Source organism: Microbacterium sp. ZW T2_14 (assembly GCF_044987405.1).
Lineage (GTDB): Bacteria > Actinomycetota > Actinomycetes > Actinomycetales > Microbacteriaceae > Microbacterium.
Map to the genome: position 1 here is coordinate 45,782 of NZ_JBJDRK010000031.1, position 12,989 is coordinate 58,770.

Sequence of the window (12,989 nt, forward strand, 5' to 3'; positions counted from 1 at the left end):
CTCAGGCCTCCGCGTCGTGGTCGGTGGTGAGCAGCTCGGCGAGCCTGTCGAGCGTGGCATCCGCGTTGTCGCCGTCGGCCGTGAGGGTCACGTAGTCGCCCTGCTCCACGCCGAGCGCGATCACGCCAAGGATGCTGGCACCGTTGACCGGGCCGCCGGCGTCCTTCGCGATCGTGATCGGGATGCCGGCATCCTTCGCCGCCTGCGCGAACAGCTTCGCGGGCCGCGCGTGCAGCCCGTGCGCCGATCCGATCCGGACGGTGCGGGAGATGGGTGGCATGGGGTGACCTCTCTGTCGTGAGCTCGGCGTTCAGGGGAAGGCGGGTCAGTCGGGACTGTCCGGCGGGTCCGCTGCCGCGGCCGGAAGCGACCCCCCGGGGCCTCCGGTCGCGGCGCGGACCAGCGCGAGGGTGCGGGTGCCGTCGCGATCTCCGAAGATGTCGGACGGCAGCAGAACGACGATCGTGCCCCGTGCGGCGGCATCCCGGTCGATGCGCTCCAGCGCATGAGCAAGATGCGGCCCCACCAGGACGACGTCGGCGGCATCGAGATCGATCGGCAGCGACTGCTCGGTGCCGGCGAACGCGGAATAGTCGAGCCCCTCCGCATGTGCCGCGTGACGAACGCGCTGAGCGACGAAGGTGCTCGAGGCACCCGCTCCGCAGACCACCAGGATCCTCATCGACCCGCCTCCTCATGGACATTCTTGTGAGAACGCTGAGAGGGGACAACCACTCCTTCTTCCGCAGGGGCGGAAACGCATCGGGTCGTGCGCCGGGGCCGGGCGTTGCGACTCGATCGCCGACGCTCCCTGGCTCCAGGACCGGTCGATCGCCGGGTCTGCCTCGCTCGACGACGGGTGGGTCGCGGTCACGGCGGCCAGCCGTTTGCTCGCTCGCTCAACGACGGGTTCCGGTCGTTGAGCGAGCGAGGAACGAGCGAGACGAAACGCAATGAGGCTACGGAGGACCTCGGGCGACAGCGCCGTGGTTGACTGGCCTGGTGACCCGGGCCCGGCAAGATCGCGTGCTCGCACTGCTCCTGCGCGACGGCGACTGGCTGACGGCATCCGCTCTCGCCGACGCCCTCGGCGTGACTCCTCGCAGCATCCGCTCGTACGTGACCGCGGCGAACGCGCGCGCACCAGGGTGTGGAGCCGGTCGCGCGCTGCTCGACGCCCCCGACGGCATCGACGTCTTCGAGACGGCCGACGCGCTGCACGTGTCACCGGCGACGCTCGAGGGCGACCTGGCGCGGGTGCGGGGCCTCCTCGGCGGCACGGAGCTCACACTCGAACGCTCGGCCGCCCACGCGCGGCTGCGCGGCACCGAGGGCGCGCAGCGGCGGCTGCTGAGCAAGCTCGCGCACGACGAGATGGATGCCGGATCCTTCGACCTCGCGGCCCTCCGGCGCACGCTCGGGGAGGGGTCGGTCGGGGCTCAGGCGTTCGGTCCGTTCAAGACCGAGCTCGTGGCGCGCGTGGGCGAGCTCGGATGGTTCGTCAACGAGATCGGCATCGCGGACGTCGTGATGCACATCGCGATCGCCGCCGATCGCACCGCACGGGACCGCCCCCTCGACGCCGTCGGCGCCGAGCAGGCGAACGGGCGTGATCGTCCCACGCAGACGCAGGTGGCGGCCATCATCGCCGACCTCTCGGAGCGGCACCTCGGGGTGCGCCTCGGCAGCGCCGACCTGCAGCATCTCGCGACCCTCGTCCTCACCCGTGTCGTCGCGCCCGACGGGCTCGAGGGCGCGGCATCCGTCAGCACACCGTCGACCCTCGATCCCGAGGTGCGAGCCGCCGTGAGCGAGGTGGTCAACGCCGCCGCCGAGGAGTTCCTCGTCGACATCGCCCACGACGACTTCGTGGCGCGCCTGGCGCTGCACGTGCAGAACCTGCTGCATCGGGCGCGCGAGCAGGCGTGGTCGCGCAACCCGCTGACGCGCTCGCTCAAGTCGACGTACCCGATGATCTTCGAGGTGGCGGTGTTCATCGCCAGCCGCCTGCAGCAGCGCCTCGGCATCCCGCTGCCCGACGACGAGATCGCCTACATCGCCATGCACGTCGGCGGACGCCTCGAGCGCAGCCGGCGTGCCGACCAGCTCCTCACGGCGACCATCGTGTGTCCCGGCTACTACGACCTGCACGAGCTGCTGCGCTCCAGCGTCGACCGCTCGCTGGGGCAGGCGGTCGAGGTCGTCGGCGTCGAGACACGCGTCGACCCCGACTGGGCGTCGATCGACACCGACCTCGTGCTCACGACCATCGACCCGCCCGTGACGAACGAGCGGATCGTGCGCATCCAGCCGTTCCTCACCGATGCCGACGTCGAACGGGTGCAGGCTGCGGCGGGCCGGATCCGTCGCTCGCGACGGCTCGCGCGGCTGCGCGCCGAGCTCGAGCGCTACTTCGAGCCGTCAGCGTTCCTCCGCGGCCTCGACGTCGCCGCGACAGAGGGCGAGGAAGGCGTGATCCGCACCCTCGGCGCCCTGCTCCGCGAGCGCGGCGTCATCGATGCGCGGTACGTCGAGCGCACCATCGAGCGCGAACGCCTGTCGTCGACCGCGTTCACCGACGCCCTGGCCGTGCCGCACGCGCTCGAGATGACGGCATCCCGCACGGCCATCGCCATCGGCATCGCGGACCCGTCGATCGCGTGGGGCGACGGGCGGGTACAGGTCGTCGCGCTCGTCGCGTTCTCGGAGACGGACCGCGAGGCGTTCCAGACCGTCTTCGAGCAGTTCGTCGAGGTGTTCAGCGAACGCGACAGCGTGCAGCGCATCGTGCGTCGCGGCACCGACTTCAACGCCTTCCTCGACGAGCTCGTCGCGGTCATCGACGGCTGAACCGCGGCATCCGTCGTTCCTTCCCCGGGTTTGGGGCGCACGGCGAACGTTCGGGGCGTACGCGGTGCGGCCCAAGTGCGCGCGGTGCGCCCCAAACCCCGAGAGTGGACGGATGCTGCGAACCTGTGGTCGGTTGACGGCACGGCGCGGTGCGCTGCGGCGGCCTTGGGGTTTGGGGCGCCCAGCGAACGTTCGGGGCGTGCGTGGTGCGCCCCAAGTGCGCGCGACACGCCCCAAACCGGGGAGTGGACGGATGCTGCGAACCTGTGGTCGGGTGACGGCACGGCGTGGTGCGCTGCGGCGGGCCTTCGGGTTTGGGGCGCCTGGCGAACATTTGGGGCGTGCGCGGTGCGCCCCAAGTGCGCGCGGTGCGCCCCAAACCCGAGAGTGGACGGATGCTGCGAACCTGGGTCCAGTGACGACACCGGGGTGCGTCGGGTTCGGGGCGCAGCGTGAACATTCGGGGCGTGCGCCCCAGATGCGCCCCGCCCCGTGCGCTCCAAACGTGCGAGGACGTCAGCGCGGGGGCTGGATGCGGAAGGCCTCGAGCCGCGTCCTCAAGTCCGCGGCCGTCGTGAGGTGGGGCCACCCCCACCGCGCGTACGGACGCTGGGTGGTGCCGCGGATCCAGTCTTCGCGCTGCTTCTCCTCGTCGAACACCTGTGACGACGTTCGGCCGTCGAGGATCTTCCCGTCGACATACTTGATCGCCCCGTCGAACTCGCCGAAGGCGTGGGCGTCCTCCAGACCGAAATCGACGAAGTACGGATGGATGCCTCGCCCCGGCACCGGGACCTGCAGCTCGATCACACGGAACCCGATCTCGCGGAGCCGGATCCGGCTGATGCTCTCACCCGGGAGCTGCGCACGCCCATCGGCGAAATCGAGGACGCGGCGAGCACGGGTGAGTCCGTGGGCCGATCGCTGAGCGATCACGAGCGACGCCTGCCGGAATCGTTCTGCGCCATCGAAGTCGTACTCGCCCGCACCACTCACGAATTGCCGGCGGAGCGCGGCGTCAGCCACCGTGACCGCCTGCTCGAACGAGGCCGTGCGCGCGATATCGGACACGGTGCGTGCCAGCGAGGTCACCGTCATGCCGTCGATCTCGACGACGTCGTCGTCCGTCAGTTCTCCGCGGTGGCGGATCACGCCGCCCGCGGCGCCTGGTCGTGCGTCGGGCGCGATGACGTGCACGCGACGGGGATCCGCCCGATAGAGAGGCAGTCCGTGCGCGGCGGCCGCCGTTTCGTGCGACGCAACCGGCCGCGCCGCGGCGGTGAGCGCGAGGGCACGACCGCGAGCGACGACGCGCGCCTCGGGCTTGGCGGCTTTCCAGTCAGCAGCCCGGACGTAGATGGCGAGGCGAAGGCGCATGAGTTCGCCTGACCGGACGGCCGAACCGAGCTGCCGGGCCGTCATCGTTGCCAGAAGTTCGTCGCGTCGGAGAACCACGAGGTGAGCCACACCGCGAGTCTCGGACGAACGCCGCTTCCGTGTGAGCCGGAATCGTCGCCTGTGGACAACGACCCGCCTGGGGAGGAAGGGCGCCCTCTGCGGCATCCGTCGCACTTCCCCGGGTTTGGGGCGCACGGCGAACGTTCGGGGCGTACGCGGTGCGCCCCGAGTGCGCGCGGTGCGCCCCAAACCCGGGAGTGGACGGATGCTGCGAACCTGTGGTCGGTTGACGGCACGGCGCGGTGCGCTGCGGCGGGCCTTCGGGTTCGGGGCGCCCGGCGAACATTTGGGGCGTACGCGGTGCGCCCCGAGTGCGCGCGGTGCGCCCCAAACCCGGGAGTGGACGGATGCTGCGAACCTGTGGTCGGGGGACGGTACGGCGCGGTGCGCTGCGGAGGGCCTTCGGGTTCGGGGCGCACGGCGAACGTTCGGGGCGTACGCGGTGCGCCCCAAGTGCGCGCGGTGCGCCCCAAACCCCGGGCGCGCGGTGCGCCCCAAACCCCGGAGACCGGACGGTGGGGTCGAACGGATGCCGGCCGCCCGGGTCAGCCGCGCGCGAGCCGCTCGGTGAGGCCGAGGCGCACCGCGGGCCACTCGTGCGGAAGGATCGAGAAGACGACGGTGTCGCGGAGCGTGCCGTCCGGGCCGAGCCGGTGGTTGCGCAGCACGCCGTCCTGCCGGGCGCCGAGCCGGGCGATGGCGGCGCGCGACTGGCGGTTGTGCCAGTGCGTGCGGAACTCGACGGCGATCGCGTCGCACGCCTCGAACGCGTGGCCGAGCAGCAACAGCTTGGACGCCGTGTTGACGGCGGTGCGCTGCGCCTCGCGTCCGATCCAGGTGTGGCCGATCTCGACGTGGCGGTTCGGCTGGTCGATGTTGCAGAAGGTCGTGGTGCCCACCACGCGGCCGGTGTCGAGACGGCGCACGGCCCACGGGTTCATGTGGCCCTCGTCCCGCCATGCCAGCCGCTGCGCGATGTCGGCGGCGATCCCGTCGGGACGCGGCACCGAGGTGTACCAGGTGTGTTCGAGCCCCTCGGCGGCCGCCGCGAGATCGGCCTCGTGCTCGGGCGCGAGCGGTTCGAGGCGCACGTACGCGTTCTCCAGGGCGATGGGCAGGGTGAGCAGCATCCCTCGAGCTTAGGACTCGATGTGCCTGCCCCCGCGTCGACATACTTCGCAATTCTTCGCCCGATCGGAGCCTCTCTCCCGCAGGCCGACCTAGGCTCGAACAGTGCGTCCATTCGGGCGTATGCACAGCGAAGAGGACTCGAAACACGATGAAGACCCACGAGCTCGCGAAGACGAGACGGCGAGTGATCGCGCCCATCGCCCTGACCCTGGCGGCCACCATCGGACTGGCGGCCTGCGCACAGGGCGACGCGGCACCCGAGACGACCAGCGCCGAGGCGACCGGACAGTTCACCTACGCGATCGCGAGCGACCCGACCTCGCTCAACCCGATCAACGTCGCGGACCGCTGGGGTCTCACCGTCACGAACCTCGTCTACTCGCCGCTGGCGCGGGTCGAGGGCGACGGCACCGTCGTGAACGAGCTCGCCGAGTCGATCGAGCCGGCCGAGGACGGCCTGTCGGTCACCGTCACCCTGAAGGACGGCCTGACCTGGTCCGACGGCGAGCCGCTGACGTCCGAGGACGTCGTCTTCACCTACACGAACAAGGCGGTCCGCGAGAACGGCAACGCCGACCTGCTGTACGTCGGCGACCAGCCCATCACGGCCGAGGCGACCGACGAGCTCACCGTCGTCTTCCACCTGCCGAGCGTGAGCGCCGCGGCGCTCAGCAACATCGCCACCGAGACGTACATCATCCCGGAGCACGTGTACGGCGACGTCACCGACTTCTCGGTGTCGGAGCTCGACCCGATCGCGGTGGGCTCCGGTCCCTACAAGCTGACCGAGTACGAGCGCGGCCAGTACCTCACGTTCGAGGCGAACGAGAACTACTTCGGCGACGCGCCCAAGATCCCCAAGGTCACCCTGCGCATCGTCGCGGACGCCGACACCACGAAGACGGCGCTGCAGACCGGTGAGGTGGATGCCTCGTTCGCGACGCCCGCACAGATCACGGAGCTCGAGGGCGCCGGCCTGAACATCTACCCGTATGCGGAGGGCCGCGTCGCCTACGTCGGCCTCAACGCCGCCAAGCTCACCGACCCGAAGGTGCGCCAGGCGATCTTCTTCGCGCTGGACCGCGACGAGATCAACACCGCGGCGTTCCTGAGCGACGACTACTACGAGAACGCGTACACGATCCTCCCGCCGAGCAATGCGTTCGCGACCGAGGACGTCGAGAAGTACGAGCAGGACGCGGATGCCTCGGCAGCCCTCCTCGACGAGGCCGGCGTCTCGGACCTCTCCATCACGCTGGCGTACGCCGGTGCCGATCCCGCGCAGACCACCGAGGCGACCCTCATCCAGGAGCAGCTGCAGGATGCCGGCATCACCGTGGAGCTCGCCGGCATCGAGCCTGCGGCGGTCTTCGACGAGATCCAGAAGGGCGCCGACTCGCAGTACGACGCGTTCCTGGGCGGCTACATCATGGGTCAGGACCCGGACGCGTACAGCCTGCTGTACCGCACGGGCGCCTCGGCGAACTACTTCTCGTACTCCAATCCGGCCACGGACGCGCTGTTCGACCAGGGCGCCGTCGAGCTCGACCCCGATGCGCGCGCTTCGATCTACGCCGACCTGCAGGCGCAGATCGCCGAGGACGCCGTCATGTTCCCGCTCGCCGACAACCTCAAGATCCTCGCGGTGAACCCGCGGATCGGCGGCGTCGACGACGCGAAGACCGTCCCGATCTACACGTTCGAGAACTTCGGACAGCTCACCGAGCAGTGAGCCACTGATGTCACGGGCACCCCGCCGCGGGTGCCCGTGACATCGGCATGTCCGGCGGGTTGCGACCCGGCATCCGTTCCAGCGGGGAAGGAGAACGATGGGTGTCTACATCCTGCGGCGCCTGCTGCAGGTCGTGCCGATGCTGCTGCTGGTGACGTTCGTCGTCTTCGCGCTGCTGCACGCGGCGCCGTATGACGTGGTCGACACGATCACGACGCCGCAGATGTCGGAGGAGACGCAGGCGGCGATGCGCGCGCGCTACGGTCTCGACCAGCCCATCGTGCTGCAGTACGGGCTCTGGCTCTCCCGCGTCGTGCAGGGTGATCTGGGCTACTCGCTTGTAAGCCGGCACCCGATCTCCGAAGAGCTCGCCGCCCGGATCCCCAACACGATCATGCTGGTGGCGCCCGCCTATGTCGCCGCTCTCGTGATCGCCGTGGTGCTGGGGCTCATCGCCGGCTCCCGTCGTGGCACGGTCGTCGACAAGGCGATCGACGGCCTCGCGGGCATCGGCATCGCGACGCCGTCGTTCTGGTTCGCGCTGCTGGTCATCTACGTCTTCGGCTACCAGCTGCGGTGGTTCCCGATCATCGGCATGCACTCCGTGGGCAGACAGGGCGATCCGGTCGACTTCCTGATGCACTTCGTGATGCCGTTCCTCGTGCTCGTGGTCGCGTTCTTCCCGGAGCTCGCCCGGTATGTGCGAGCCGCGACCATCAGCCAGCTGTCGCAGGACTACGTGCTCGTGCAGCGCGGGTTCGGAGCGACGCGCCGCGAGGTGCTCACCCGTCACGTCGGGCGCAACGTGATGCTGCCGATCATCACGCAGCTCGGTCTCGCGCTGCCCATCCTCGTCACCGGCGCCATCGTCACCGAGTCGATCTTCGGCTGGCCCGGCATCGGCCCCTACTTCCTCACGGCGACCCGCAGCCTCGACTACCCGGTCGTGCTCGCGGTGCTGCTGCTGTCGGCGGTGCTCGTGATCGTCGGCAACCTCATCGCCGACATCCTCTACGTCGTCGTCGACCCGCGCATCCGGATCGGAGCGGGCTCATGACCGCCACCACTCCCAACGTCGCCGCCGCCATCGACGCGAACACGCTCGTGCACCGCACGCGCTCGTTCCGTTCGATCACGTCCCTCCTGGCCATCGCGTTCCTCGTGATCGTGGCCGCGGTGTCGCTGCTGGCGCCACTGCTGCCGCTGGATCCGACCGCGACCGACCTCGCGATCCGCTGGCAGCCACCGAGCGCCGCGCACTGGTTCGGCACCGACGAGCTCGGGCGCGACTACTTCTCACGCGTGGTCTACGGCGGGCGCATCTCGCTGACCGTCGGCATCCTGGCGATGACGGCGGCAACCGTGATCGGCGTCGTCGTCGGCCTCATCGCGGGTTATGCGGGCGGCCGGATCGACGACCTGCTGATGCGGTTCGTCGACTTCCTCTCGTCGATCCCGTGGATGGTGCTCGTGATCGTCGCCAGCGTGTTCCTGAAGCCCGGGCTCTGGACGATCATCTTCGTCATCGGCGCCTTCTCGTGGATGCCCACGGCACGCCTCGTCCGCGCCGAGACGCTGAGCCTGCGGGAGCGCGCATTCGTCCGGTACGCCCGCTACGTCGGCGTGCGGCGCGAGCTCGTGGTGTGGCGTCACGTGGTGCCCGATGCGTCGCCCACCATCATCGTCGCGGCGACGGCGAGCATCTCGACCGCGATCCTCACCGAGTCGGCGCTGAGCTTCCTGGGTCTCGGCATCCAGCCCCCGATGGCGTCGTGGGGAAGCCTGCTCGAATCGGCGCAGGGCAGTCTGCAGACCGCGCCGTACCTCGCGCTCATCCCGGGCATCCTGATCCTGCTCACCGTGCTGTCGTTCAACGTCCTCGGCGACGCGCTGCGGCAGACCGTCAGCGAAGGAGGAGCGTCATGACGGTCCCCACGGCCCCTCCACCCGCCGCTGGCGCGTCGCGCGGAGCCTCCGGCCGCGTGCGCCCAGCCGCGACCCCGCCCTCGCCCGCTGAGCTCGGCGATGTGCTGCTGAGTGTCGAAGGGCTCGACGTGGATCTCGCCGGCCGCACCGGCGGGCGAGTGCGCGTGCTCGACGACGTCTCGTTCGAGGTGCCGCGGGGCCGCGTCGTCGGCATCGTGGGCGAGTCCGGCTCGGGCAAGACGATGCTGCTGCGCGCGCTCATGGGCATCCTGCCCGACGGTGCGACCCGCGAGTGGCGGCGCGTGGTCCTCGACGGTCGCGACATCACCTCAGCGGCGTCGCGGGAGCGGCTGCCGGCGGCGATGGTGTTCCAGGACCCGATGACCTCGTTCAACCCCCTCGTGCGGATCGGCGCGCACCTCGTCGAGGTCGCGCAGCGGTTCCAGCGCGTCGGGCGCCGCCAGGCGACGGCGTTCGCGCGCGAGGCGCTGGTCGCGGTGCGCATCCCCGACCCCGACCGCGTGCTGTCGCGCTACCCGCACGAGCTCTCGGGCGGCATGCGCCAGCGCGCCATGATCGCGATGGCCCTGCTCGCGCGCCCGGAGCTGCTCCTCGCGGACGAGCCGACGACCGCGCTCGATGCGACGATCCAGGCGCAGATCCTCGCGCTGCTGCGGACGCTCCAGTCGGAGCGCTCGCTCACCGTGCTCATCGTCACGCACGATCTCGCCGTCGTCGCCGCCGTCTGCGACGACGTGCTCGTGATGAAGGACGGCCGCATCGTGGAGTCGGGCGATGTCGATCGCGTCTTCCGCGAGCCGCGGCATCCGTACACGAAGGAGCTGTTGGGTGCCGCGCCCACGGAGCCCTCACCGGAGGAGGCGGACGCATGAGCGAGCAGGCGATGGACGATCTCGTGCGCGTCGACGCGCTCGTGAAGACCTTTCCCTTGCGCAACGCCTGGGGGCGGACGACCGGGACCGTGCGGGCCGTCGACGGCGTGGATCTGACGATCCGCCGCGGCGAGACGCTCGCGCTGGTGGGGGAGTCCGGGAGCGGCAAGTCCACGCTGGGTCGCAGCATCCTGCAGATGGACGAGCCGACGAGCGGCACGGTGACCTACGACGGCGTCGACCTCACGTCGCTCCCGCGCTCCCGACGGGCGCCCTACCACCGGTCGATGCAGGTCATCTTCCAGGATCCGTTCTCGTCCCTCAACCCGCACCGCACAGCGCTGCAGAACGTCATGGAACCGCTCACCGTACTCGCGCCCGGCGGCGACTCGCGCGCACAGGCGATCGAGGCGCTCGCGGCCGTGGGGATCGACGGGGATGCCGTCGACCGACGCCCCCGCGCGTTCTCGGGCGGGCAGCGCCAGCGCATCGTGATCGCGCGGGCCATCGCCGTGCGTCCAGGCTTCGTGGTGTGCGACGAGCCGCTCTCGGCGCTCGACATGTCCATCCAGGCGCAGGTCACCGATCTCCTCCTGCGGCTGCAGCGGGAGCTGGAGCTGACCTACCTGTTCATCTCGCACGACCTCTCGGTCGTGCGGGAGATCGCCACACGCACGGCCGTGATGAACCGCGGCCGCATCGTCGAGCTCGGACCGACCGCCGAGGTGTTCGCATCGCCGCAGCACGCCTACACGCGCCACCTGCTCGACGCCGCGCTGTCGATCGATCCGGTGCAGGCGCGCCGCCGGCTCGAGCGCATCTCGACGCGGCCCGATCTCGTCGGTCTCGAACCCGACGGCACCGCCCTCGCCGAGGTCTCACCCGGACACTTCGTCCTCCGCTGAGGCAGATGCGCGGCCTCCCGGTCGGTGGGCGAGGGAGCGCCAGCGACCGCGGGGCCGTGTGCCGGTCGTTGAGCGAGGGAGCGCCAGCGACCGAGACGAAACGCCGTGACGCCGCGCAATCTTCGGCGGCGTTTCGTCTCGCTCGTTCCTCGCTCGCTCAACGACCGAGGGCGAAGCGCTGGTCGGTGGGCGGGGGAGCGCCAGCGACCGCGGGGCAAGGTTCCGGTCGATCAGCCGCCGTACTCGGCGAGGAGCGCCCGGGCGCCGTCTGCCAGCGCGGTGATGCGCGCGGCGGCGTCCGCGCGGGAGTCGCCGCGCACGTCGAGGTAGAGCTTGAGCTTCGGCTCGGTGCCGCTCGGGCGCACGACGACGCGCGAGCCGTCGACGAGCCACAGCCGCAGCACGTCGCCGGGCGGCAGGTCGTCGACGCCCTGCTCCAGATCGTCGATGCGATCCACCGCGACATCTCCGACGGACTGCGGATGCCGCGCCCGCAGCGCCGTCATGATCCCCGTGATCTGCGACACGTCGTCGACGCGGATCGAGATCTGGTCGCTCGCGAAAGCGCCGAACTGCTCCTCGAACTCGGTGAGGAGGTCGGCGAGCGTCGCGCCGCGACCGCGTGCCTCGGCGACCATGCCGAGGATCGCCACCGCCGCGGAGATGCCGTCCTTGTCACGCACGGTCCCGGGATTCACGAGGTAGCCGAGGGCCTCCTCGAAACCGAACACGATGCCGGGGGCGCGCGAGATCCACTTGAAGCCGGTCAGCGTGGCGTGGAAGTCGAGGCCGTAGTGCTCCGCGACCGTCTGCAGACCCGGCGATGAGACGAGCGAGCAGGCGAGTGAGGCGCCCTCGGGCGCGGGGCCGTCGGCGGTCGCGAGTCGCGCGGCGCGCCAGCCGAGCAGCAGCCCGACCTCGTTGCCGGTCAGCCGGCGCCAGCCATCCTCGGCGGTGTCGTCGGGCAGGGCGACGGCGAGCCGGTCGGCGTCCGGATCGTTCGCGATCACGAGCTCGGCGTCCGCTGCCCGGGCGGCCTCGAACGCGAGGTCCATGGCGCCCGGCTCCTCCGGATTGGGGAAGGCGACGGTCGGAAACGTCCCGTCCGGCTCGAGCTGCGCCGAAACCGGCACCGGCTCCGGGTAGCCGGCGGCGGGGAGGATGCGCGACAGCGTCTCCCACCCCACGCCGTGCATCGCGGTGTAGACCCAGCTGAGCCCTTCCGCGCCTGCAGGAGCGGGCGCCACGGCCGCGGTCGCCGCGATGTAGTCGTCGACCACGTCCTCGGTCGCCACCTCGAACGCGAGCGAGCGGGGCAGGGTGCTGATGTCGCCCGCCTCGGCCACCTGGGCGATGTGCGCCGCGATCTCGGCGTCGGCGGGAGCGACGATCTGCGAGCCGTCGTCGACGCCGCCCAGGTACACCTTGTAGCCGTTGTCGTCGGGCGGGTTGTGGCTGGCGGTCACCATGACCCCGGCTGCGGCGCCGAAGTGCCGTACCGCGAAGGCGAGCACAGGGGTGGGCAGCAGCCGGGGGAGCAGGATGGCGCGGAGCCCTGCGCCCGCGAAGATCTCCGCCGAGTCGCGGGCGAACACATCGGAGTTGCGTCGCCCGTCGTAGCCGATCACGACGATCGGTGCATCATCGAGGATGCCGGGGACCTCCGGTCCCTCCGCCTCGAGGGCATCGGCCGATGGCGCAGCGGTGAGCTCGGGCGCGGACGGCTCGTCGGGCGCGGACGCCTCGTCGGGCGCGTCATGGGCCACCCCGGCGCCGGCGGCGTCCGTCGCCTCCGGCTCGTCGTCGGTCCCGGCATCCACCGTGTCCGCATCGAGCGGCCCGAGGGCGACGGCTGCGTCGTCGGCCGCGGCGTCCGTTGCCGCGTCCGTGTTCGACCCGGCCTCCTCGCCCGCCGGGGCGCCAGAAGCGGCATCCTCCGCATCCGCGTGCGGCGCGGCATCCTCCGCGTCCAGCTCCTCCAGCCCGGGGGCCGACGCGGCCGCCCCCGCTCCGACCGGCGGCAGCCCGGCCTGCGCGCGCACGTAGGCGGCGAGCCCCGCGGCGGCCTGCGCGACGAGCACGCGGTTCATGCGG

11 protein-coding genes are annotated in these 12,989 nt (G+C 71.0%); 6 read left to right on the forward strand and 5 right to left on the reverse strand.

Annotation, left to right across the window (positions count from 1 at the left end):
• Window position 1: 1 nt before the first annotated feature.
• Window positions 2-280 carry an HPr family phosphocarrier protein gene (locus ACI3KY_RS11920; RefSeq protein ID WP_404930385.1) on the reverse strand — a complete coding sequence of 93 codons (279 nt, stop codon included), beginning with the start codon at window positions 278-280 and terminating at the stop codon, window positions 2-4.
• A gap of 45 nt (window positions 281-325) precedes the next feature.
• Window positions 326-682, reverse strand: coding sequence for a PTS sugar transporter subunit IIB (locus tag ACI3KY_RS11925; protein WP_404930386.1), 357 nt, complete (start codon window positions 680-682; stop codon window positions 326-328).
• A 320-nt stretch (window positions 683-1,002) separates the two neighbouring features.
• Between ACI3KY_RS11925 and ACI3KY_RS11930 the strand changes: the two genes are divergently transcribed.
• Window positions 1,003-2,850 carry a BglG family transcription antiterminator gene (locus tag ACI3KY_RS11930; protein WP_404930387.1) on the forward strand — a complete coding sequence of 616 codons (1,848 nt, stop codon included), beginning with the start codon at window positions 1,003-1,005 and terminating at the stop codon, window positions 2,848-2,850.
• A gap of 516 nt (window positions 2,851-3,366) precedes the next feature.
• Here ACI3KY_RS11930 and ACI3KY_RS11935 read toward each other — a convergent pair.
• The gene (locus tag ACI3KY_RS11935) at window positions 3,367-4,227 is read right to left on the reverse strand and encodes a hypothetical protein (RefSeq protein ID WP_404930388.1); all 861 of its coding nucleotides are present in this window, start codon (window positions 4,225-4,227) and stop codon (window positions 3,367-3,369) included.
• 626 nt (window positions 4,228-4,853) lie between these two features.
• Window positions 4,854-5,438 carry a GNAT family N-acetyltransferase gene (locus ACI3KY_RS11940; protein WP_404930389.1) on the reverse strand — a complete coding sequence of 195 codons (585 nt, stop codon included), beginning with the start codon at window positions 5,436-5,438 and terminating at the stop codon, window positions 4,854-4,856.
• A 149-nt stretch (window positions 5,439-5,587) separates the two neighbouring features.
• Here ACI3KY_RS11940 and ACI3KY_RS11945 point away from each other — a divergent pair, with 149 nt between their 5' ends.
• The 5 genes from ACI3KY_RS11945 to ACI3KY_RS11965 all read left to right on the forward strand — a co-directional run bounded on the left by ACI3KY_RS11945 (window position 5,588) and on the right by ACI3KY_RS11965 (window position 10,895).
• Window positions 5,588-7,171: an ABC transporter substrate-binding protein gene (locus ACI3KY_RS11945; protein WP_404930390.1), complete on the forward strand. Its 1,584-nt coding sequence runs from the start codon at window positions 5,588-5,590 to the stop codon at window positions 7,169-7,171.
• Between the two features lie 97 nt (window positions 7,172-7,268).
• Window positions 7,269-8,228 (forward strand): ABC transporter permease, encoded by a 960-nt coding sequence (locus ACI3KY_RS11950; protein WP_404930391.1) that lies wholly within the window; start codon window positions 7,269-7,271, stop codon window positions 8,226-8,228.
• Window positions 8,225-9,097 (forward strand): ABC transporter permease, encoded by an 873-nt coding sequence (locus tag ACI3KY_RS11955; RefSeq protein WP_404930392.1) that lies wholly within the window; start codon window positions 8,225-8,227, stop codon window positions 9,095-9,097. Before ACI3KY_RS11950 ends, ACI3KY_RS11955 begins: the two co-directional genes overlap by 4 nt.
• A complete protein-coding gene (locus tag ACI3KY_RS11960) occupies window positions 9,094-9,990 on the forward strand; it encodes an ABC transporter ATP-binding protein (RefSeq protein ID WP_404930393.1) in 897 nt (298 codons plus the stop codon). The genes ACI3KY_RS11955 and ACI3KY_RS11960 overlap by 4 nt, the downstream gene beginning before the upstream one ends.
• Window positions 9,987-10,895 carry an ATP-binding cassette domain-containing protein gene (locus ACI3KY_RS11965; RefSeq protein WP_404930394.1) on the forward strand — a complete coding sequence of 303 codons (909 nt, stop codon included), beginning with the start codon at window positions 9,987-9,989 and terminating at the stop codon, window positions 10,893-10,895. The genes ACI3KY_RS11960 and ACI3KY_RS11965 overlap by 4 nt, the downstream gene beginning before the upstream one ends.
• Before the next feature lie 230 nt (window positions 10,896-11,125).
• On the opposite strand, the gene ACI3KY_RS11970 is transcribed toward ACI3KY_RS11965, so the two are convergent.
• Window positions 11,126-12,985, reverse strand: a complete 1,860-nt coding sequence (locus tag ACI3KY_RS11970) for a phospho-sugar mutase (protein WP_404930396.1) — start codon at window positions 12,983-12,985, stop codon at window positions 11,126-11,128.
• Window positions 12,986-12,989 lie beyond the last annotated feature (4 nt).